The organism is Streptomyces sp. NPDC028305, assembly GCF_055569495.1.
The window spans coordinates 321,721-343,042 of sequence record NZ_JBVHTN010000012.1 but is presented as its reverse complement, the minus strand read 5'-3'; the positions used below and the strand labels follow the sequence as shown (position 1 = coordinate 343,042).

17 protein-coding genes are annotated in these 21,322 nt (G+C 72.0%); 1 reads left to right on the top strand and 16 read right to left on the bottom strand.

Annotated elements, in window-relative coordinates:
* Positions 1 to 136 precede the first annotated feature (136 nt).
* Entirely contained in the window at positions 137 to 793 is a 657-nt protein-coding gene (locus tag ACZ4WQ_RS43090) for a phosphatase PAP2 family protein (protein ID WP_398373011.1), read from the top strand.
* 7 nt (positions 794 to 800) lie between these two features.
* On the opposite strand, the gene ACZ4WQ_RS43085 is transcribed toward ACZ4WQ_RS43090, so the two are convergent.
* Genes ACZ4WQ_RS43085 through asnB form a run of 16 tightly spaced genes read right to left on the bottom strand, consistent with a single transcriptional unit; the run spans position 801 to position 21,319 of the window.
* Positions 801 to 2,135 (bottom strand): glutamate-1-semialdehyde 2,1-aminomutase, encoded by a 1,335-nt coding sequence (locus ACZ4WQ_RS43085; protein WP_398372711.1) that lies wholly within the window; start codon positions 2,133 to 2,135, stop codon positions 801 to 803.
* A 7-nt stretch (positions 2,136 to 2,142) separates the two neighbouring features.
* Positions 2,143 to 2,694, bottom strand: a complete 552-nt coding sequence (gene rfbC, locus ACZ4WQ_RS43080) for a dTDP-4-dehydrorhamnose 3,5-epimerase (protein WP_311721596.1) — start codon at positions 2,692 to 2,694, stop codon at positions 2,143 to 2,145.
* A complete protein-coding gene (locus ACZ4WQ_RS43075; protein WP_398372714.1) occupies positions 2,691 to 3,929 on the bottom strand; it encodes a polysaccharide pyruvyl transferase family protein in 1,239 nt (412 codons plus the stop codon). The genes rfbC and ACZ4WQ_RS43075 overlap by 4 nt, the downstream gene beginning before the upstream one ends.
* On the bottom strand, positions 3,926 to 4,873 hold the full coding sequence (locus ACZ4WQ_RS43070; RefSeq protein WP_398372716.1) for a glycosyltransferase family 2 protein: 948 nt from the start codon (positions 4,871 to 4,873) through the stop codon (positions 3,926 to 3,928). The genes ACZ4WQ_RS43075 and ACZ4WQ_RS43070 overlap by 4 nt, the downstream gene beginning before the upstream one ends.
* Positions 4,870 to 6,171, bottom strand: coding sequence for a hypothetical protein (locus ACZ4WQ_RS43065; RefSeq protein ID WP_398372718.1), 1,302 nt, complete (start codon positions 6,169 to 6,171; stop codon positions 4,870 to 4,872). The genes ACZ4WQ_RS43070 and ACZ4WQ_RS43065 overlap by 4 nt, the downstream gene beginning before the upstream one ends.
* Entirely contained in the window at positions 6,168 to 7,490 is a 1,323-nt protein-coding gene (locus tag ACZ4WQ_RS43060; RefSeq protein ID WP_398372720.1) for a DUF4910 domain-containing protein, read from the bottom strand. The genes ACZ4WQ_RS43065 and ACZ4WQ_RS43060 overlap by 4 nt, the downstream gene beginning before the upstream one ends.
* A complete protein-coding gene (locus ACZ4WQ_RS43055; RefSeq protein WP_311721600.1) occupies positions 7,478 to 8,503 on the bottom strand; it encodes an NAD-dependent epimerase/dehydratase family protein in 1,026 nt (341 codons plus the stop codon). Before ACZ4WQ_RS43055 ends, ACZ4WQ_RS43060 begins: the two co-directional genes overlap by 13 nt.
* Positions 8,504 to 8,506: 3 nt before the next feature.
* Positions 8,507 to 9,154, bottom strand: coding sequence for a PIG-L deacetylase family protein (locus tag ACZ4WQ_RS43050; protein ID WP_398372722.1), 648 nt, complete (start codon positions 9,152 to 9,154; stop codon positions 8,507 to 8,509).
* A complete protein-coding gene (locus ACZ4WQ_RS43045) occupies positions 9,151 to 9,945 on the bottom strand; it encodes a sugar phosphate nucleotidyltransferase (RefSeq protein WP_311721603.1) in 795 nt (264 codons plus the stop codon). The genes ACZ4WQ_RS43050 and ACZ4WQ_RS43045 overlap by 4 nt, the downstream gene beginning before the upstream one ends.
* 13 nt (positions 9,946 to 9,958) lie before the next feature.
* Positions 9,959 to 11,194 carry a class I SAM-dependent methyltransferase gene (locus tag ACZ4WQ_RS43040; RefSeq protein ID WP_385349131.1) on the bottom strand — a complete coding sequence of 412 codons (1,236 nt, stop codon included), beginning with the start codon at positions 11,192 to 11,194 and terminating at the stop codon, positions 9,959 to 9,961.
* Positions 11,191 to 12,399 carry a glycosyltransferase family 4 protein gene (locus tag ACZ4WQ_RS43035; protein WP_311722328.1) on the bottom strand — a complete coding sequence of 403 codons (1,209 nt, stop codon included), beginning with the start codon at positions 12,397 to 12,399 and terminating at the stop codon, positions 11,191 to 11,193. Before ACZ4WQ_RS43035 ends, ACZ4WQ_RS43040 begins: the two co-directional genes overlap by 4 nt.
* A gap of 11 nt (positions 12,400 to 12,410) precedes the next feature.
* Positions 12,411 to 13,649 (bottom strand): O-antigen ligase domain-containing protein, encoded by a 1,239-nt coding sequence (locus ACZ4WQ_RS43030; RefSeq protein ID WP_398372725.1) that lies wholly within the window; start codon positions 13,647 to 13,649, stop codon positions 12,411 to 12,413.
* A gap of 1 nt (position 13,650) precedes the next feature.
* Positions 13,651 to 15,171, bottom strand: coding sequence for a right-handed parallel beta-helix repeat-containing protein (locus ACZ4WQ_RS43025; RefSeq protein WP_398372727.1), 1,521 nt, complete (start codon positions 15,169 to 15,171; stop codon positions 13,651 to 13,653).
* A gap of 9 nt (positions 15,172 to 15,180) precedes the next feature.
* Positions 15,181 to 17,166: an alginate lyase family protein gene (locus tag ACZ4WQ_RS43020; protein ID WP_398372729.1), complete on the bottom strand. Its 1,986-nt coding sequence runs from the start codon at positions 17,164 to 17,166 to the stop codon at positions 15,181 to 15,183.
* Complete coding sequence (locus ACZ4WQ_RS43015; protein WP_311721608.1) at positions 17,163 to 19,367, bottom strand: bi-domain-containing oxidoreductase; 2,205 nt, start codon at positions 19,365 to 19,367, stop codon at positions 17,163 to 17,165. Before ACZ4WQ_RS43015 ends, ACZ4WQ_RS43020 begins: the two co-directional genes overlap by 4 nt.
* Before the next feature lie 17 nt (positions 19,368 to 19,384).
* The gene (gene asnB, locus ACZ4WQ_RS43010) at positions 19,385 to 21,319 is read right to left on the bottom strand and encodes an asparagine synthase (glutamine-hydrolyzing) (protein WP_468022836.1); all 1,935 of its coding nucleotides are present in this window, start codon (positions 21,317 to 21,319) and stop codon (positions 19,385 to 19,387) included.
* Positions 21,320 to 21,322 lie beyond the last annotated feature (3 nt).

The window sequence follows — 21,322 nt, the reverse complement described above, 5'->3', positions numbered from 1 at the left end:
CTAGGGTGGCCAGGAGAGACTGATGGACGGGCTGATGGCTCCCGCGCGGGCCAAGTCGGTCATGACGGGGGGCTCGTTGGTGGGGAGTTGGCGCCGGCAGAGGCTCGAGGACACGTCGACCGGGCGCGGCGGGCGTGTGACCGGCCGGTCGGCGCCCGCGGTGCTGCCCTCATCGCTGCGCGTGTGGCTCGGGATGGTCGCGGCCCTCGCCGGGCTGGTGGTCGTCGTGCTCGGGGTCCGGTATGCCGACGACAGCAAGCCCGGCATGGTGGACGCGCGGATCGGGGCCGCGGTGGACGGTGCGGGGCTGCCGTGGCGGCACGTCGCTCTGGCCACGGACTTCTTGGGGGAGCCCGGGGGAGCGGCGATGCTGGTCGTGGCCACCGTGACGGGCTGCCTGCTGCTTCGGCGTCCTCGCGCGGCGGTGCTCGTCGTTGTCGGCGTCGGCATGGCCGTGGGGACGGCGACGCTGCTCAAGTCCCTGGTGGGGCGCACCATCCACGACGGGAACCTGTCCTACCCGAGCGGGCACACCGCCTTCCTCACCGCGCTCGCCCTCGTGGTGGCGCTGCTCGCGACCGGCCGGCTCGGCCTCGGCAGGACGGCCGGCACGTCACTCGTGCTCGCCGCGGCGCTGGTGGCCGGCGCCGCCATGGGCTGGGCGCAGGTCGCCCTGGGTGCCCACTACCCGACCGACGTCCTCGGCGGCTGGTGCACCGCGCTGGCGGTGATACCGGCGACCGCGTGGCTGGTCGACCGGACGGCCGACGCGGTTCTCCGTAAGCGCCGCTGACGTTACGTCACGCCAAGCGGCGGAATACGGGCTTCACCGGTCGTCCTGCCAGCCAGGGGGTGGGGTCGGCGGCCTCCAGTGCCTTCCGGTACACCGCACATGCCTGGGCCACCACGTCGACGGTGTGATCGATGTCGGCGTCGCCGAGCGCGCTGCTCACCACGAACGACGGGGCCAGCACCCCGCCCGCGAGGAGCCGGCGCAGGAACAGGGTGCGGTACTGCTGCGACGGCTGCCCGTTCTCGTCGAGGGTGGCGAAGACCAGGTTGCTGGCCCGGCCTCGGACGGCGATGTGGTCGCCGACGCCCATGGTGGCCGCGGCGTCGCGGACACCGGCGGCCAACCGCTCGCCGAGGGTGTGCAGCCGCGCGGTGACGCCCTCTTCGACGTAGGTGGTGAGCACGGCCATCGCGGCTGCCAGGGAGTGCGTTTCCGCACCGTGCGTGGTGGACAGCAGGAACACCCGGTCGCCGGAGTGACGCTGCCCGCCCAGCTCCATCAGATCGCGGCGCCCGGCCAGCGCGGAGACCGCGAATCCGTTGCCCAGCGCCTTGCCGAACGTGGAGAGGTCGGGGACGACGCCGTACAGGCCCTGGGCGCCCGCCTCGGACCAGCGGAAGCCGGTGATCATCTCGTCGAAGACGAGTACGCAGCCGTGCCGGTCGGCCAGCTCGCGCAGGCCGGCGAGGTACCCGGGCGGGGGCTCGGTGTGGGTGGCGGGTTCGAGGATCAGACAGGCGATTTCGTCCTGGTACCGGGTGAGCAGTTCCTCCGTGGCGGCCAGGTCCCCGTACGGGAACGCCACGGTGAGCTCGCTGGTCGCGGCCGGAACGCCGGCGGACATCGGCGTGGTGCCGATGAACCAGTCGTCGACGGAGAAGAACGGATGGTCGGCGCAGATCGCCACCCGCGGGCGCCCGGTGGCGGCGCGGGCGAGGCGCACCGCGGCGGTGGTGGCGTCGGAGCCGTTCTTCGCGAACTTCACCATCTCGGCGGTCGGCACCGTGGCCAGGAAACGTTCCGCGGCCTCGACCTCCACGATGGACGGACGGACGAAGTTGCTGCCGCGGTCGAGTTCCCGCCGCACCGCCTCGATGACGCGTGGGTGGGCATGGCCGAGGCTGACGGACCGCAGGCCGGAGCCGTACTCGACGTAGCGGTTGCCGTCGACGTCCCACACGTGGGCACCGCGGCCGTGGCTGATGACCGGGGCCAGGTTTTCGGGGTACTGGTCGTCGGCCTTGGCGTAGGTGTGCGCGCCCCCGGGGATCAGGGCGTGCAGCCGCTCGTTCGCCAGCCGCGACCGGGGCAGGAGGAACTCTTCGGTGTTTTCGGTGGCCACGCCGACCTCAACTCCCTTTTTGCTTGAGGACCTCGGCGAGGCTCGGCGCCTCCCGGTCCCGCTGGGACATCGATGTGACCGGCAGCGGCCAGGGGATGGCGAGCTCCGGGTCGTCGAAGGCGATCGTCACATCCTCGGCCGGATCGTGCGGGCGGTCGATCCGGTACGAGGTGTCGGCGGTTTCGGTCAGCGCCTGGAAGCCGTGCGCGCACCCCGCCGGGATGTACAGGGTCATCTGCGTCTCGTCGGACAGCTCGAAGAAGGCCCGGTTGCGGTATGTCGGCGAGTCCGTCCGCAGGTCCACGACGACGTCGAAGATCCTCCCGTACGAGCACCGCACCAGCTTGGCCTCGCCGGCGCCGGAGCGCAGGTGCAGGCCGCGCAGCACGCCCCGGACCGAGCGGGACAGGCTGTCCTGGACGAAGGCGTCCGGGTCGAGGCCCACCGAGCGGACCACATCCGCGTCGAAGGTGCGGCAGAAGAAGCCGCGATCGTCGGCGTACGGCGTCGGCTCGAACAGGTACGCGCCGACGATCGCCGGGACTTCGGTCGCTTTCATGGAGACTCCTGACGAGCGCGGGCATGGGCATGGTCGGCCGCCGGGAACAGGGCCGCGGTCAAGGCGGTGAACTGGTGCTCAAGCTGCCGGGCGGCGGCCAGGTTCCGCTCGGCGAGGGTCCGCCGCAGCTCGGCCGATCGCCGCTCCAGGTCCCGGAACTGTTCGAGCAGCCGGTCGGCGTCGACCTCGCGCGCCGGATGGCGGTACGCGGCAAGGCCCATCCGCGCCATGAGCGCGTCGCTCTTCGCCGCATAGCTGAGAGCGAGTGTCGGCGTGCCGACCTTCAGCGCGCAGATCAGGTTGTGGTAGCGGATCGCCACCACGGTGTCGGCAGCCGCCGTCTCCTTCATCAGGTCGGCAAGCGAGGCCGTCTCGGCTGCGGTGACCAGCGGCGAGTCCACCGCGTCAAGGATCGCGGCGACCACCGACGCATCGCACTTGTCGCCGGTGAGCAGCCGGACGGGCCTGCCGTCCTCGACCAGTGCGCGCACGAACCGGATCGTCCCGTCGAGGTAGCGCCGGTGGATCTCCTCGGCGCGGGCGCGGTCGTCGTTGCCGCCGTGGAAGTCCATGACGCCGACGCAGACTTGGCCCGGCCGCCCTGAGGGAGCGCTCCCGGGCGGCGTCGGCAGGGCGAACGCGAGGTCCGGGTGGACCTCGTCGCGCGCGGTGTCCACGCCCATCGCCCGCATCGCGTCGCGGGACTGGGCGTCCCGGTACGAGCGGTACGCGGCCAGCCGCGCCGACCAGCGCACCAGGGTTCGGGTCGGCCGGTTGCCGATCGCGGCGGCGCCGACGCCGACCAGCGCGACCCGGGTGCCGAACAGCCGGCCACTCGCGCAGAGCAGGAACAGCGAGTACGGGAAGCCCCACGGCCGCAGCGGCAGCGTGGCCTCCAGGACGCCCATGCCCGGCACGATCACCACGTCGTGCCGGCGCACCCAGGCGGCGGTGCGGAAGACGTCGACGAGTTTGCCCAGACCCTTCGCCGCGATCGCGCCCGCACGTGACGCGGTCCGGTACTCCGCGCGGTTCCAGTGCAGCCGCGTGGCGGGGATCCCGAACCGGGTCGTCACGGCCTCGGGCCCGCCGCACAGCGCGTCCACGACCGCCTCCGGGTGTTCGGCGCGGAGATACCCCAGCACGGCCTCGAGCGACCCGTCGTTGCCGAGGTTGCCGGAGCCGAGCAGGCCGAACACCCCGACGCGCACCGGGGTTTCGTTCGCAGGCGTCATGCCCGCCTCCCTTCACGGCCGGCGACGAGGGCGTCGACGGAGACCGTGAGCAGGGCCGGGTCGACCGGGGCGCGGTCCTCGACCCGCTCGCCGGCGCCCGGCCGGACCCGGCTGGTCATCCACGCGGCCAGGTGGCGGTAGCACGCGCGCCGGTCGGCCGGGGACAACGGCGCCCGCCGGATCGCCGAGGCGAAGCCCCAGACGTACTCGGCGAGCAGCCGGGGCGTCGGGTGCAGCGGGCCTGCCCGGCGCGGGTCCAGGTTGACGCACCGGGACCGCTTGGAAGGGTTCGCCCGCTCGGCGCGGGTGGGGTGATCGCGGCGGAAGTACATCAGCTCCGGCACCTGGTGGAAGGGCCCGTGCAGGGTGATCTCGGCGACGAACGTGCGGTCCGCGTGGTGGTAGCTGTCCATCGGTTTCACCCGGCGCAGCATGTCGGCCCGCAGCACCCCGTAGAAGTCGTCGCCACCCGGCTCGAACAGCAGACTGCGGAAGCGCTCCGGCGGGTGCGGCGAGTCGGTGGCGAGCCCGTACTCGTACGGGACCTTCACCTGGCCGTCGCCGTCGATGACCGCCTGGCCGGTGTGCGCGAGGATCACGTCCGGCCGCTCGTCCAGCGCCTCCACGCAGCGCCGCAGCAGGTCCCGGGCGTACAGGTCGTCGTGCGAGGCCCACTTGAACAGCTCGCCGCGGGACTCGGCGAACACATGGTTGTGGTTCGGCGTGGCTCCGATGTTCCGGGGCAGCCGGAGGTACCGGATGCGTGAGTCCTGCGCGGCGTACGTGCGGCAGATGTCCTGGGTCCCGTCGGTCGAGGCGTTGTCGGAGATGATCAGCTCGAAGTCCTCGTAGGTCTGGCCGAGCAGGGCGTCGAGCGACTCGGCCAGGTATTCCTCGCCGTTGTACACGGGCAGGCCGATGCTCAGCCTGGGTCGGTCGGTCATGAGGTCCTCACTTCGGGTGTGGGGGTGTGGTGGCGCTCGCGCAGGGCGGACCGCAGTTGCAGCCACCACACGGCTGAACTGCTCAACGTCGCGGCGGCGACGCCCCAGGCCGAGCCGACGGCGCCGGCGACGGCCGCCCCGCCGAGCCCGCCGCCGACGTAACCGGCGGAGGCGAACAGCTGGCAGCGCAGGCTGCGCCGGGCCGCGGCGAGTGCGCGCAGCCCGGCCGCCGCGCCGGTGCCGAGGCCGGCGCCCGCGACGCCGAGCGTGATCGGCACGATGAGCTGCGAGGCGGAGGGCCAGACGCCGCCGAGCATCAGCTCGCCGAGCCGGTCCGGCATCAGCAGCAGCGCCACGCCCCAGAGCAGCGCGGCGGCGGCCTGCCCTCCGCCCAGCAGGAGACAGAACGTGCCGAGGCGGTGTGGGGCCTGCCGCAGCACCCGTGCCGCCTCCGGGACGGTGACCAGGGACAGCCCCATCAGCACCGCGAGGAACGGGCCCATCAGGAGCTCGGCGCCCCGCACCGCACCCACCGCGCCGAGCCCGACGATCGCGCCGAGCCCGTACGCCCGCAGCTGGCTCGCGCCGCTGAGGGCGACGTTCTCGACCAGGTACCGGTAGCCGAGATCGCGCTGCTCACGAAGCCACCCGCGCGCCTCGGGCATCCGGGGCCGGATGCCGGACTGGAGGCAGCCGTACCCCGCGGCCACCGCGGCGGACGCCCCCCAGGCGAGCAGATACGCGGCCACGCTGCCCACGCGGGCCGCCACCACCATGGCCGGGACGAGCGCGACGCCCCACACGAGGTCGTTGACGAACGCCTTCCGCCCGTTGCCGGCGGCGAAGAACGCGAACCGCCAGGCGTCCTGAAGCAGCAGCGCCGGCAGCACGACGCCGAGGACGGCGAACGCGGACCCCACGCTGCCGCCGAGGGCGAGCCCGACCACCAAGCAGGGCGCGCCGAGGGCGGCACCGAGGCCGAGCGCGGTACCCGAGGACCGGGCCACCGCCGCGCGCCAGGACGCGGCCGGCACACCGCTGAAGCGCACCACGAGCGGGTCGGTGGCCAGCCCGCGGGAGACGTTGAGCACCACGCCGTAGGTCACCCAGGCCAGGCTGAACACGCCGAACGCGGCCACCCCCAGCGAGCGGGCCACATAGATCCCCACCACGAAGTTGGACATGCTGGAGGCCGCCTGGTCGGCCAGTCCCCAGGACAGCCGGCCGACCATGGCCCGCTTGGCGGTCGGGGCCGCCGGTGCCGTCGCCTTCTGCCCCTCGGCGGTCATCGGCGTCATGCCTTGATCAGCCCGGCGCCGTGCAGGGCGCCGGCCGCGGCGGCGACGGTGTCGAACGGCAGCCCGGACCGCTCGGCGACGTCCAGCAGACTGTGCTCGCCGTCGGAGAGACTGAGCACCCAGAGCATGGCCATCTCGGCCTGCTTCGCGTCGCTGCGGCCGCCGAGCGAGTCGTACAACCCGCGCCGGCCCAGCTGCGGCTCGCCGTAGGGGCTGAGGTTGACGTACCGCCGGTTGCGGTCAAGGACGGCGAATGCCTCGCGGCAGACGGCGAGCGTGTCCGCCATCGCCTCCGGGGAGACGAAGTCCGGGTTGTCCGCCGAGGTGTGGTACTCGGGGTAGCCGGCGTACGGGGTCCGGCTGAGCGAACCCACGCCGAGATCGAACCCGGGCGAGCAGTACTGCCGCTCGTCATAGCCGTACGGAGTGAACTCGGCGACGCGGTGCGGGCGTTCGGACGCGGTCAGCACGTGCCGCATCACCCGGTCGATCTCCGCGTCGCCGCGCCTGCTCTGCTTGTACGTCAGCTGGCCCAGGTCACCGGCGCAGGCCAGCACCAGGCCGTGCTTGACCCTTCCCCGAGCTCTCGGCTCCGCTCGAGCAGGGGATACCCCATCGATCCGCTCCGCGTTGCGTGCCAGCCAGGTGATCGCTCCGATGGTTCCGGGCGCGAAGATGAACCGGTAGGTGTAGTACGGCGTTTGCTCGGCCAGCGCCCGCGCCAGGAACGTCGCCACCGCGATGCCCGCCAGGTTGTCGTTGGCCAGCGACGGGTGGCAGACGTGGCAGGAGACGATCACCTCGTCGGCGATCTGCCCGGGGACCACGTGCTCGGCGTAGGTGAGGTGGCCGTCGGCGAGAGTGGAGTCGACGCACACCTCGTAGTCGCCGTCCGGGAGCGCGTCCAAGGTGTCCTGGGCCAGACAGAAACCCCACTCCGGCTTGTAGTAGCTGGTGCGGTACGGCACCCAGCTCGGGTGGTCCGGCAGGGTGTGCAGGTGCGCCCGGAGCTCGGCCAGCGGCATGGTCGCCGACACCGGCACGCTGTAGCCGAGCACGTGCAGGTTGGACGCGGCGAAGTCGACGACCCGGTTGCCGGCGGCATCGGCGATGTACGCGTCCCGGATGTTCCACTCCTGCGGCACCGTCCAGTCGAGCACCTGAGTCCCGGTCGACACCTCGTGCACCCGCAGAGGGATGTACTCGCCGACGATCGCCAGGGTGGCGCGCACACCGTCGCCGGTGATGCTCCGGCACAGCGGGTACAGCCGCTCCACCAGCGCGTGCATCTCCTCGCCGGGCGCGGTCATCGGCGCCACCGCAGGGTGTTGTCGACGGCGCCGGCGTCGGACGCGGCGCGCAGCACGGCCAGCCGGGTGAAGCGTCGCTCGAAGTCCTCCCGGGTCAGCCCGTGTTTCCGGTAGGCGTCGGCGAGTTCGAGCGCGCCCTGCTTCACCGTCCACTCGCAGTCGAAGCCGGGTATCGCGGCGCGGAACCGGGAGAAGTCCACCCGGTACGACCGCGGATCGGCGCCGGTCTCCCCGGTGATCACCACCTTGGCGCCGGACACCGCCTCGGCCACCTGCTCGGCGATCTCGGCGACCGTGACGTTGTTGATCTCGCTGCCGATGTTGAACGCCCGGCCGTGCACGGCTTCCCGCGGCGCGACCAGCGCGGCCGCGAAGGCCCGTGCGATGTCGGCGGCGTGCACCAGCGGCCGCCAGGGGGTGCCGTCGGAGAGCACCAGCACCTCGCCGGACAGGAGCGCGTGGCCCACCAGGTTGTTCAGCACGATGTCGGCGCGCAGCCTGGGGGAGTAGCCGAAGGCGGTGGCGTTGCGCATGAACACCGGGCTGAAGTCGCCGTCGGACAGCGCGTGCAGGTCGTCCTCCACCCGCACCTTGGACTCCGCGTACGGCGTCACCGGGCGCAGCGGGGCGTCCTCGGCCACCAGGTCGTCACCGCCCGCGGCACCGTAGACCGAGCAGGTCGACGCGTACAGGAAGCGCCGCACTCCGGCGTCGCGGGCCAGCCGGGCCAGCCGCACGGACGCGTGGTGGTTGATGTCGTAGGTGAGGTCCGGCGCCAGCGCTCCCAGCGGGTCGTTGGACAGGGCGGCCAGGTGGATCACGGCGTCCACCCCGGCCACGTGTTCGGCCGTGACGTCGCGCAGGTCCACCCGATGGCCCGCCGGGTCCGCGGGAGGCGGGCCCAGCACGCAGTCGGCGAACAGGCCGGAGTCAAGGCCGACGACTTCGTGTCCGGCGGCGTTGAGTACCGGGGCCATCACGGTGCCCAGGTAGCCCTGGTGTCCGGTCAGCAGTACGCGCAAGGTTCATTCCCCCAGGTCGAGAGTGAGTTTGGTGACGGCGAACGCCTCGGCGTAGCGCGCGTGGCATTCGATGCCGCGGATCCGAGCGAGACCGAGGAATGCCTCCCGGTCGTACCAGGGCCGGTGCCGCTGCGAGGGGTAGTGCTCCTGGAGCAGCCGCACCTTCCGCTCGGCGATCTCCAGCGACAGCGGCTGGTACGCCGCCGGGCGGCCGAGATCGCCGTCCCACTTGACGATCTCGTAGCCGAGGACCAGGTGGTCGCGGAACGCGGTGGGTACCAGCTTCGCCAGGCCGCGGTGGTCCTGGTGTGCGTCCTCGGTGCGCGGGGCCAGCACGAGATCCGGCTCGGTCCGCTCGCGCAGCTCCTCGACCGCGGCCTTGGCCTCGTCCCAGTGCGTCGGCAGCCGGCCGTCCGGCAGCTTGAGTACGGTCAGCCGCAGGTCGGCACCCGGGCAGAAGGCGGCGAGCGCGGCCCGCTCCTCCTGCTCCCGCTCGCTGCCGCCGCCGGAGAGCACCAGCGCGTCGACGCGGATACCCGGCCGCGCGAGGCACAGCGTCAGCAGCGTGCCGCCGGCGCCGATGGCGATGTCGTCGCAGTGCGCGCCCAACGCGACGATCCGGTCCAGACGCCCGGCGCCGAGCCGGATCACGCCCGCGCTCCGGCGATGTCCCGCTCCCACACGGCCCACGGGCGGTCGCCCCGGGCGTAGGCGGCGTCGAGCGCCGCCCGCTCCTTCACGGTGTCGGTCGGCTTCCAGAAGCCGCGGTGCTGGTGCGCCACCAGCCGGCCGCGCTTGGCCAGTTGGGCGCATCCGTCAGCGACCAGGTCCCCGTTCTCCGGGATGTGGTCGAAGACCTCCTGGCGGAGCACGAAGTAGCCGCCGTTCTCCCACAGCGGCAGTTCGCTCACCGGGGTGATGCCTCCCACCAGGCCGTCCTCGCCCAGGTCCACGCAGTGGAACGAAGACTGCGGCGGCACCACCATCATCGACGCGCCGGCGTCGCGCCGGGCGAACCGGTCGATCATCTCCGGCAGCGGGGCGTCGGTGAGCACGTCGGCGTAGTTGGCGAGGAACATCTCGTCGCCGTCCAGGTGGTGCCGCACCCGGCGCAGCCGCTCCCCGATCGGTGACTCGGTGCCGGTCTGCGCGAACGTGATCGTCCAGTCGGCTATGTCGGTGGACAGCAGCTCGGTCCGCCCGCCCCGCAGCACGAAGTCGTTGGACGTCGTCTCCTCGTAGTTGAGGAAGAAGTTCTTGATGTGGTGGGCCCCGTATCCGAGGCACAGGATGAACTCCGTGTGCCCGAAGTGCGCGTAGTAGCGCATGACGTGCCAGATCAGCGGCCGGGGGCCGACCATCGCCATCGGCTTGGGCACGTCGTCCGCGGCACCGCTCCGCATCCGCATCCCGTAACCGCCGCAGAACAGAACGACCTTCATGCTGCTACCTCTTTCACGACGCGACCTCGACGATGCTCAGTTCCGGGATGGGGAAGACCAGACGGCCGCCCCAGGTGTGCACGAAGGACAGCTGCTCGACCAGCTCGGCCCGCAGGTTCCACGGGAGGACGAGGACGTAGTCCGGTCTGTCGGCGGCTATCTGCTCGGGCGGCAGGATCGGGATGCGGGTGCCCGGGGTGAACCTGCCGTGCTTGTAGGGGTTGCGGTCGACCGTGTACGGGAGCAGGTCGGGCCGGATGCCGCAGTGGTTCAGCAGGGTGTTGCCCTTGCCCGGGGCGCCGTAGCCGACCACCGTCTCACCGCGCTCGGCCACCTCGATGAGGAACCGCAGCAGGTCCCGGCGCACCTTGGCCACCCGATCGGAGAACTCGGTGTACCCGGACAGCTCCTGGAGCCCGGCGGCCTTCTCCCGGGCCAGCACGTCGGCCACCTGCCGGGTAGGCTCGCCCGCCACCTCGGCCGGCCGGGCCCACAGCCGGATCGAGCCGCCGTGCGTGGGCAGCAGCTCGACGTCCACGAGCGTGAGTCCGCCGCTCTCCAGCGCGCGGATCGCGGACGCGACCGTGTAGTACTGGAAGTGCTCGTGGTAGATCGTGTCGTACTGGTTCTCCTCGATCAGGGTCAGCAGGTGCTGCACTTCGATGGAGACCCAGCCGTCGTCGGCGACCAGGGCGCGCAGCCCCCGGGTGAACCCGACCACGTCGGGGATGTGCGCGTACACGTTGTTCGCCACGACCAGGTCCGCCGGGCCGTGCTCGGCGCGGACGGCCGAGCCGGTGTCCGGGGACAGGAACTCCGTGAGCGTGGGCACACCCGCGTCCCGCGCCACGGCGCCGACGTTCACCGACGGCTCGATGCCCAGGCAGCGGATCCCGCGGTCCACCACGTGCCTCAGCAGGTACCCGTCGTTGCTCGCGACCTCGACCACGAAGGAGTCGGGGCCGAGGCCCACCCGCTGCACGGCGTCGGCGACGTATGTGCGCGCGTGCTCCACCCAGGAGGTCGAGAAGGAGGAGAAGTACGCGTACTCGCTGAACGTCTCCTCCGGCGTGATCAGCGGCGGAATCTGCGCGAGCCAGCAGTCGGTGCAGACCCGCAGGTGCAGCGGGTACGCCGGTTCCGGCTGGTCCAGTTGGTCCGCGGCGAGAAAGCTCTCACATGGTGGCGTCGCCCCGAGATCGACGACGCTCGCCATCGCTTCCGAGCCGCAGAGTCGGCATTGTGTCATCTATTGCCCCCCATTGATTCCATCCGACCCGCGATCGCGGTGCGGTACCCCTCCACCAGGCGCTCCAGCCCGACGGCCGGGCTGAAGCCCTGCTCGTAACGGCGCCGGGCCGCCTGCCCCATCTCCCGGTTGCGCGCCGGCTCGGCCGTGATCCGGCGCAGGCCGGACGCGAGCGAGGCGGGCTCGCCAGGCCGGTGCAACAGCCCGGTCACCCCGTCCTCGACGAGTTCGACGAAGGCGCCGTGACCGGCGGCGACGGTCGGAACCCCCGCCGCCATCGCCTCCACGACCACCAGGCCGAACGCCTCCAGCCACGTCGAGGGAGCCACCACGGCGACCGACCGCGCGATGGCCTGCCGGCACTCCGCCGTGTCGTACAGGCCGACGTAACGCACGTCGTCCCGGCCCGCCCCCCAGGCGGTCACCTCTCGCTCCAGCGGCCCCGCGCCGGCGATCACGAGCGGCACGCCCACACCGCCGCTCGCGGCGATCTCGTCCCACGCGGCCATGAGCAGCCGCACGCCCTTGGCCTCCGCGAGCCGGCCGAGGTAGAGCAGATGCTCGCCGGCGCCCGAGCGGCGGGTGTCAGTGTCGGGCACGAAGTTGTGCTTCACCGCCAGCCGCTCGGCCGGCATGCCGGCCCGCACCAGGACCTCGCGCTGCGCCGCGGAGATGCAGAAGAACCGCTCCACGCCGGACCACCACCGCCGCCGGTTGACCGACAGGCTGACCGCGAGCGGCACCGTCGCCAGCCGGGAGCTCCGGTAGCAGCCGTGCCGGACGGCGGGCAGCGGCGCCGAACCGACGCACTCGGTGCACGGCCGGCCGTCCCGTTGCAGCGTGCCGGGCGGGCAGACCTGGGTGTAGTTGTGCAGCGTGGCGACGGCGGGCACGCCGGCGTCGGCGCAGGCGGCCAGCACCGCGGGCGACAGGAGCGGGAAGACGTTGTGGACGTGGACCACGTCCGGCCGCTCGGTGCGGAGCCGGGCGGCGAGCTCCGTGCGGACCCGCGGGTTCCAGGGCACCAGCAGGGGCACCGCGGCCTTGCCCGGGAGGGAACGGGCGGCGATGTCGTCGCTGCGCCGCTCGAACAGCTCGACCCGGTGGCCGGCCGCGCGCAGCAGCTCCACCTCCTGGTCGACGACCTTGTTCTCCCCGCTCGGCTGCGCCGAGGAGTAGCGGTTGTGCACTACGAGGACGTGAATGTCGTGCATGCTCAAGGGACCTCCGATCTGCGGGCCCATCGCGGGACGCGTCGAGGAACTTCGGGCGCCGGAACGGGCGTGGCCGCGGCAGGCGCCGCCAGCAGCGAGGCGGCGACGGCCAGATGCAGCAGATACGGCGAGGCGTCGCCCAGCCCGGCCTCGGTGTACGACGCGATCGCGCAGTAGCTGATCAGGAAGATCGCGCAGGCCCTCTGCAGCGACGGCGGCCGCAGTAACGCGACGCCGCCCAGCACGATGATGACCGCCGCCACCAACGCGATGCCGATCAGACCCTGCTCGTTGTAGACGGCCAGCCAGCTGTTGTCGATCGGCAGCCCGCCGAACGACTTGTCACCCAGGCCCACGCCGAACACCTGCTCCGCGGTCGTCCGGTCCGCTGCCAGCAGGGCGTCCCAGACCTTGGCCCGACCGGTGAGGCTGGAGAAGTTCTCCTTGCTCTGTCCGCGCAGGAACCACGCCTGGAGCACGGAACCGAGCGCCACCGCGGCCACCGCGGCGCACAGCACCGCCCAGCTGAAGAACCGGCGGGCGGCGGCGCTGGTCAGGATGAGCGAGGCGATCGCCAACGCCAGCCCGATGAACAGGCCGAGCGTGGCCGTCCGGGTATGGGTCAGCGCGAGCAGGACGAGTGACGGCACGATGACCAGTGCCGCGCTCGCCCTGTCGGTCCGGCGGCCCAGTACGAGCAGCACGGTGAGCCCGATGATCACCGCGGCGTACTGTCCGATCTGCGGCGGCGTGAGCGGCCACAACGCGCCGACCAGCCGCCCGCCGTAGAGCCCGGGCATGGCCGCGCCCGGCGAGACGACCAGGCCGGCGGCCACCGACCCGAGCACCGCGAAGTACATCCGGATGTGGTGCCGGACGAACGTCAGGTCGCCGTCCCACCAGCGGCCGACCAGCCACAGCGTGCCGACGAAGAGAGCCAGCCGGGCGCACCGGAACAGCGCGCCGAATCCGGACTCCAGGTGCGCACTGGAGATCACGCTCGGCACCAGCAGCAGGGTGAGCAGGAACAGATAGGCGCTGGGTCGGATGCGCAGCCGGAGATTGAGAGCGAGCGCCAGCGCGAACGCGGCGACCAGCGCGCCCATGGTGACCAACTGGATGAGGGAGCGGGGCAGCGGGATGATGGTCTTCGCCCCGGCGGAGCCGAGCGTGTTGAGGACCAGCAGCCCCCAGACCGTCCCGACGATCTTCGACGTGTGGGTCGAGTGGCCGGCGCTCATCTCAACCACCGTCCCGTGCACGGAAGGTGCTGCCCGCGTCCTGCTGGTACGGCGTGCTCTGCCACTGCCAGGAGTCAAGTATCCGGCTCGGGTCGTGGGCGATGAACTTCCACGGTCCGAGGTAGACGTTGTCGTGCCAGCGGTTGTGCTGCTTGCGGGTGATCGCCTCGGCCACCCGCTCGCCCTGGTACGGAGACCAGTCCGGATAGGTGCCGTAGTTGGCCAGCACCGCCATCCGGTCGCACTTCGCCGTGCAGTCGACGACGGACTTGTCCAGCACGAAGCGGTTGCCGTGGATGTCCACCCGCTGGGTCTTCCACCGGCAGTCGGCGTAGAGCGGTGCGGTGGCGATCGCCGGCTGTGCGCAGCGGTCGGTGTGCTTCACCAGCAACGTGCAGTCCCCGGACGAGGTGTTGGCCGGGCTGTTGCAGAACCGGTCGGCGTTTTCCCACAGGGTGATCCCGGACCAGTTGTTCTCCAGCACGTTCCGGTAGATCTCGATCTTGTCCGTGCGGGCTCGGATCCGTGGTTCGCCTCCGGACTCGGACAGGTAGACGGTCGCGAACGGGAAGTTGTCTCCGCGGTCGGCGTACCTGCGGCCCTCGACCCAGTTGTTCCGCCGGATCGTGTTGTTCCGGATGACCGCGTTGTAGCTGGTCTCGTAGATCAGCGCGGCACCGTCGTTGGCCTCGAGGACGTTGTTCTCGATGCGGAAGTCGTTGTTGTTGGTGTCCGCCCATAACCCGGTTCCGCGGTTGTCGTGCACCCAGTTGCCGCGCACGTCGGCTCCGTTGACGGCCCAGAACTTGACGCCTCCGGTGCAGCCGCAGCCCGGCCGCCGCCGCTCCCAGTCGTCCCTGTTGTTGCCCACGATCTCGTTGCCCTCGACCACCAGGTCGCTGATACGGCCGGTGGACTTGTAGGCGTTCATGCCGTACTGACCGTTGCCGCGCAGGCAGCTGGCGTGGACCCGCTGGTGGGCACCGGCCATCAGCCCGGCGCCGGAGTTGTTCTGGATCGTCGCGTGCTCGATCACCCACCCGTCGGCCGAGTCATGGTTGACCACGCCCTCGTCATGCGGCGCGACGAAACCCTGCACGGTCAGATAGCGGATGGTGACGTCGCGGGCGGTGCCGCCGAACGCGTACTGGTTGGTCTTCCGGCCGTCGAGCACCGCGCCCGGCGCGCCGAGGTAGCTGTTCCCCTCCTTGGGAATGACCTGGGCGTAGCGGTCCGGCCCGAGCCTGTGCTTGCCCGGTCGAAGCCAGAACGTGGTGTTCGGAGGGCTGCTCCTGGTCTTCGCGGCCAGGTCACCGGCCACCCCGGGGTCGACCGTCACCGCCCCCGCCGGCGCCTTCGCCGGCCCGGCCGCGGGCTTGGCGCACACCCGGGCCACGGACGTGGACGGCGCAGCGGGCGGCTTCGGCCGCGCGTCCGGCGTGCTCTCACAGCCGGTCGCCGCCAGCAGGGCCAGCGCCAGCGGTGCCGCCGGTAACGCCCAGTGCCGCCACTTGATCCCCAAGCGTCCTCCCTAGCCGTGGAACCTGAGTACGGTGGTGAACTCCCCCAACAGCGCAGCGCCGTCGGCGAAGCCGGTGCCGACCAGCGTGGTGGTGGGTTCCTTGCGCCCGAAGCCGGCGGAGTACCAGCCCAGCGGCGGGTCACTCTCGCCGCGATGCGCCCGCCAGCGCAGCTGCCCGGGCAGGTCGAGCACCGCGGAGCGGTCCTCGCCGTCCCGGGTCCAGGTGAGCGATGCCCGGTTTCCCACCAGGTCCGCGGCGATCGCCGGGCCGAGGTGGAACGCCAGGTGCACGGCCCGGCGCGGGCCGCGCACCTCGTCGACCACCCTCAGCTCCTTGGCCGCGGCCGTCAGCTCCACCCGGCGGCGGTGCACGGAGGGCTGGTAACCGTCGTGCTCGGCACACCAGCGGGCCGTCCCCCGGTCGGAGGCGCCGGATGCGTCCGCGACCAGGACGCGGCTGCGGGCATGCCGGGTCCACAGGAACGGGCCGCCGGAGACGGACTGGTCACCGCCGTCCATTCGCAGGGTGTTGTGGCCGAGGGTCGACCGGAAGTACTGCCGCCACTCGGGCTGCCCGTGGTAGCAGTACGTCCCCGGGTCGGCGAGCACATCGACCCCGTCGTGCCGGACCTCCACGGACAGCGCGTCCGCGTGAGCATGCGCGGCGATGGACAGGAATCCGTGCGGACCACCGTCGCAGCGGCACCAGATCTCCGCCGGACCGCGCAGGATGGTGAGCCCCGCGTCGGCGAAATGAGCCGGTCGGCTCGGCGGGCGGGACACGGCCGGCGCGGTTCCGTCTTTCGAGTACGGCCGGATGAGCGCGGCCAGCAGCGGGGTGCGCACATCGGTGCCGGTCACCGTCGGCCACCAGGCGAGCCGGCCGAACACGGCGTCCCCGGTGGCCAGCAGCGAGGCCCAGCGGTCGGTGCCCGCGCCGTCCACGACCAGACCGTGCCCGTCGTCCGCGTCCCCCTGGCGCGGCGGCCGTAGCCGGTTGTCCACGATGGCCGCGAGCGCGTCGGTCATCCGCAGCAGCACCAGCCGGATCGAGGCGGGGACCGGCACGCCCGCGGCATCCGCCTCGGCCACCGCGGCCAGGCCGAGCTCCAGCACCAAGCCGTGATACTCGGTGGCCAGCTCGCGGTTGAGGCCGGAGCCGAAGGTATTGCTGCGCAGCTGCCGCTCCAGCGACCGCAGCGCGTCGGCTCGCAGGCGCGCCGAGGAGGGGAACCACCCGAACGCGCAGGCCGCGGCGAACTGCCCGGCGGCCTCGGCGATGACGTGGTTGTTCGCCGAAGACCCCCGGCTGGGGAAGGCGGCCAGCCAGCGCTGGTGGTGCCAGATCTGGTTCAGCGCCACCGGGTTGCCCTCGAACAGCCCGGCCGCGCCCGGCCAGCCGTCGAGCAGCCGACGGATCCACACCCAGGACAGCAGCCGGATCCCCAGCTCGATGCCGCTGGTCCAGTGCACCCCGCGCAGCGGCGCGTTGCCCGCCCACCACGACCGCAGGTGCTCGGCCACTCGCTCGGCGTACCGCTCGTCCCCGGTGATCGCGTAGGCGGCGGCGAGCTGGGTGAGGTACTGATGCCGGGACGGCTCCCAGATCTGCTTGATGTCCCCGACCGCGTCCTCGTCCCGGTACGGCACGTCGAAGGCGTAGCCCCACGGAGCCCGGCGCCCGGTCTTCGGGTCGTACCACCAGTCCGGGTCGGCCAGGTCGTCGCGGACCACCCCGAAAAACTCGGCGTGCCCGGCCATCAGCCGGTCCGCCTCGGCGATGAGACGTTTCGCGGCGTCCGGTGGCACCGCGGCGATCGTCCCCGCGGGCAGCGCCGCGGTGAACCGCGCGCCGGTCACGCTCGGGCAGTCCGGCCGCGCCGACCGCCACCGCCGCCTGCGCACCGCGTCGCCCACCCGGCCGCCGACCTCCCGCGGTCCCATCCGGGACAGCCGCCGCAGGTACCAGCTCGGGCTCCCCGAGTTCACAGTCATCGCGCCCTCGCCAACGTCACCGGTGCGCCGCCGGCCAGGCCGGTCTGCACGGCGAGGGTGGCCGCCGTGGTGGCGACCAGCGACTCCAGCGGCACCGGCATCGGCCCGCCGGTCCGCACGGCCTCGAGGAACGCGTCCAGCTCGGCGCGCTGGCCCTTGTCCCGGGCCTTGGGCAGCCGAGAACTGATCCACCGCTTGCGGCCGTCGTACACAGCGGCACGGACGAAGTCGTCGAGCCGCAGCGCGCGGCCGTCCGCGACCAGGTCCAGCGTCTCCTTGGGGAAGCCGGCCGGGCCGGTGGTGACGTAGCTGATGGTGGCGGTGGACCCGCCCGGGTAGCGCAGCACAACCTGAATGTCACCGCTGTCCTCGTTGCCGGGCGTGGTGAGCGCATACACCGAGACCGGGTCGGCCTCGAGCAGCCAGCTCGCCGTGTCGATGAAGTGCCCGCCCTCGCCGGCGAACCGCGAGCCCTCGGTGCCTTGCTGGAGGTACCAGCTGCCGTGGTCCAGCCGGCCCGCGTTGACCAGGTAGCGGACGTGTCCAGGCCCGGTCCGGGCGCCGAACCGCTTCCTGGCCTCATTGAGCAGCGGTGCGAACCGGCGGTTGAAGCCCACCTGTAGCCGGTCGTTGCCGGACTCCTCCACCGCCGCGAGCACGCAGACCAGTTCGTCCTCGGTGAGGGCCAGGGGCTTCTCCACGAACACCGCCTTGCCGGCCAGCAGCGCCCTTTGGGTCAGTTCGGCGTGCGAGCTGTGGCGGGTGACCACGAACACCGCGTCGATGGACGGGTCGCCGAGCACGGCATCGAGATCGGTGGTCGCCTCGGCGAAGCCGAACTTCCGCTTCGCGTTGGCCGCGGACAGCGCCGTCGTGGTGACGACCGTGGACAACTCGACGCCGTCGCGCCGCGCCAGATGCGGCAGCAGCATCGACGTCGCGTAGTTTCCCGCGCCGGCGAACGCCAGCCGCACCGGCACCTTGGCGGACCGGGCCGGGGCGGACACTCCGCCGCCGGCTCTCGTCACCGCGGGCATGGCAACCGCCGGGGCCTCCGTTTCCGCAGCTCGGTCGGGGCGGTCGGGGTACCGGAACAGCACAGCCACGGCCTTCAGGTCGCCGTCCTTCAGGCGCTGGTACGTCTCGACGGCGTCATCGAAGTCGGCTATCCGGGAGACCAAGGGCTCCACGTCGACGCGGCCGCGGGCGAGGAGATCGAGGAAACACGCCAGATTGCGGCGCTCGGTCCAGCGCACGTAGCCGATCGGGTAATCCCGCCCCTCCAGCTCGTACTCCGGGTCGTAGCGCCCGGGGCCGTAACTGCGGGAGAACCGGACGTCGAGCTCCTTCTCGTAGTACGCGTTCCACGGCAGGTCCAGGCGGCACTTGCCGATGTCGACGACCCGGCCGCGGTCCCGGCACAGCCGGGCGGCCAGCTCCACGGGCTGGTTGCTGCCACCGCCGGCGGCCAGATACACCTGGTCCACGCCGTGACCGCCGGTGAGTTCGGCGACGGAGTTCTCCACGGCCGCGGAGGCGGGATCGCCGCAGGCCGCCGCGCCCAGGCGCTCGGCGAGCTCGCAGCGCACCGGGTCGGGGTCGACCCCGACGACGCGGACCCCCGAGGCGGCCAGCAACTGCACCACCAGCTGCCCGATCAACCCGAGGCCGATGACCAGCGCCACGTCGCCGAGCTGCGGCTCGCCGCGGCGGACGCCCTGCATCGCGATCGACCCGACGGTGCCGAAGGCCGCGTGCCGCGGCGCGAGACCGTCCGGCACCCGGGCGTAGAGGTTCTTCGGCACCCAGTTCAGCTCGGCGTGCAGCGCGTGCTCATTGCCGGCGCAGGCCACGAGGTCGCCGACCTTCACATCGTCGATCCCGGAGCCGACCTGCTCGACCACCCCGCACAGCGAGTAGCCCAGCGGCGTGTAGGAGTCCAGCTTGCCCATCACCTTGCGGTAGGTGGCGCCCACCCCGTTGGTGGCCACGCTCTGCACGACCTTGGCCACCTGGTCCGGCCGGGAGCGGGCCTTGCCCAGCATCGACATGCCGGCCTCGGACACCTTCATGAGCTCGGTCCCGGTGGAGATCAGCGAGTAGGCGCTGCGGACCAGCACACCGCCCGGCTTGCACCCCGGCACCGGCACGTCGAGCAGCGCCAGCTCGCCGCTCTTGTAGTTCTGCACAACCTGTTTCACCCGAACTCCTCTGATTCCTAAGCCGTTAACCGAGTGCTCTGGCCGGACCCAGAGGTCGCGTCGCGATACCAGTACTCGAGGGTCAGCACATGCCACAGATGCTTGGAGAAGTCCCGCTGCCCGGCGGCGTCCTCGGCGGCCATGCGTGCCAGCGCGTCGCGGCGCAGAAGCCCGGAGTTGACGAGCACGCCGTCGTGCACCACCTCTCGTACCAGCGGGGCCAGATCCCGGCTCATCCAGGCCCGCAGCGGGGCGCTGAACAGGCCCTTGGGCCGGTAGACGATCTCCCGGGGCAGGATCGAGGTGGCCGCCTCCTTGAGGACGGCCTTGCCCTGCCGTCCGACGATCTTGCGATCACCGGGCACGGCGAACGCCGCCCTGACCACCTCGACGTCCACATACGGCACCCGCACCTCGGTCGACGCGGCCATGCTCGACCGGTCCGTGTACGTGAGGTTCAGGCCCGGCAGGAACATCCGGGCGTCGCCCAGGCACATGCGGTTGACGAAGTCGTCGAGGTCGTTGTCCTGGTAGATATCCGCGTGCTCGGTCAGCACGTCCTCGACCGTGCCGGCCAGGTCCGGATCGACCAGGGCGAGCAGCTCGTCCTGGTCGTACATGGTGTAGCTGCGCCGGAACGCGGTCTCCTCCGGCAGATCGGCGAAGGAGAGGAACCGCTTCGCGAAGCGCACCGACCGGTACCCCCGGCGGGCCGTGGCGACCGGCAGCCGGTCCACGGCCCTGGACAGGCCGCGCCGCAGGGGCCGCGGGACGCGCTGGTAGCGCAGCGCGATCAGATTGGCCAGGTGCTTGCGGTACCCGGCGAACAGCTCGTCGGCGCCCATCCCCGAGAGCATCACCTTGACCCCGGCCTCCCGGGCGGCCGAGCAGATCAGGAACGTGTTGATCGCGGCGGGGTCGCCGATCGGCTCGTCCAGGTGGTACGTCATCCGCGGCAGCAGATCGAGCACGTTCGGAGCGATCTCGATCTCATGCAGGTCGACACCGAACCGCTCGGCCACCCGCCGGGCATAGCGCAGGTCGTCCGGCATCGCCTCGAACCTGGCGTCCTCGGCGCGGAACCCGATCGTGTAAGCGGAGATCCCGGGTTGGTCGCGGGCCGCCAGCGCGGTCAGATAGCTGGAGTCGAGACCGCCGGAGAGGAAGGTCGCCACGGGTACGTCGGAGAGCAGGTGGCGCCGAGTCGACTCCTCGACGATGGCGGCGACATCCGGCTGCTCGCCGCCCCGGGCCCGCTCCTGGGCCTCGGCGGCGACGTCCTTCAGGTGCCAGTACCGGCCGCGCTCCACCCGGCCGTCGGGCCGGCACCTCAGCCAGCTCCCCGGCGGCAGCTTCTCCGCTTCGCGGAACGCGCACCGTGAGTCCGGCACCCAGTAGTACAGCAGCGAGGCCACCAGCGCCGCATGGTCCACCTCCAGCGACCCGCCGGTCCCGGCGGCGAGCGCCTTGAGCTCGGAGGCGAACACCAGACCCTCGCCGCGCCGGAGCAGGAACAGCGGCTTGATACCGAGCTGGTCGCGGGCGAGCACCAGGTCACCGGTTCGCTCGTCGAAGATCCCGAACGCGAACATGCCGCGCAGCCGGGGCAGGCAGTCCGTGCCCCAGCGCCGCCAGGCCTCCAGCAGCACCTCGGTGTCGGAGGTACCGCGGAAGCGCACCCCGGCGGCCGCCAACTCGGCCCGCAGCTCGGGCGCGTTGTACAGCTCGCCGTTGTACGTCAGGACGAGGCCGCCCGAGACCATCGGCTGGGCGCCGGTCTCGGACAGGTCGATGATGGCCAGTCGGCGGTGCCCGAGGTGCACTTCGCCGTCACCGGCGGGGTGGCTGTACCGGCCCGCCCCGTCCGGACCGCGGTGGGCGAGGGTTTCGGTGAGCCGGTCGGTCACGACCTTCCCGTCCGGCCATCGGTAAGTGCCTGCGATGCCACACATGTC

Excerpts from the sequence above, each read along its gene's own strand:
- rfbC (WP_311721596.1), bottom strand. The coding sequence starts at position 2,694 with ATGAAAGCGACCGAAGTCCCGGCGATCGTCGGCGCGTACCTGTTCGAG.
- ACZ4WQ_RS43075 (WP_398372714.1), bottom strand. The coding sequence starts at position 3,929 with ATGACGCCTGCGAACGAAACCCCGGTGCGCGTCGGGGTGTTCGGCCTG.
- ACZ4WQ_RS43070 (WP_398372716.1), bottom strand. The coding sequence starts at position 4,873 with ATGACCGACCGACCCAGGCTGAGCATCGGCCTGCCCGTGTACAACGGC.
- ACZ4WQ_RS43065 (WP_398372718.1), bottom strand. The coding sequence starts at position 6,171 with ATGACGCCGATGACCGCCGAGGGGCAGAAGGCGACGGCACCGGCGGCC.
- ACZ4WQ_RS43045 (WP_311721603.1), bottom strand. The coding sequence starts at position 9,945 with ATGAAGGTCGTTCTGTTCTGCGGCGGTTACGGGATGCGGATGCGGAGC.
- ACZ4WQ_RS43040 (WP_385349131.1), bottom strand. The coding sequence starts at position 11,194 with ATGACACAATGCCGACTCTGCGGCTCGGAAGCGATGGCGAGCGTCGTC.
- ACZ4WQ_RS43030 (WP_398372725.1), bottom strand. The coding sequence starts at position 13,649 with ATGAGCGCCGGCCACTCGACCCACACGTCGAAGATCGTCGGGACGGTC.
- ACZ4WQ_RS43020 (WP_398372729.1), bottom strand. The coding sequence starts at position 17,166 with ATGACTGTGAACTCGGGGAGCCCGAGCTGGTACCTGCGGCGGCTGTCC.
- asnB (WP_468022836.1), bottom strand. The coding sequence starts at position 21,319 with ATGTGTGGCATCGCAGGCACTTACCGATGGCCGGACGGGAAGGTCGTG.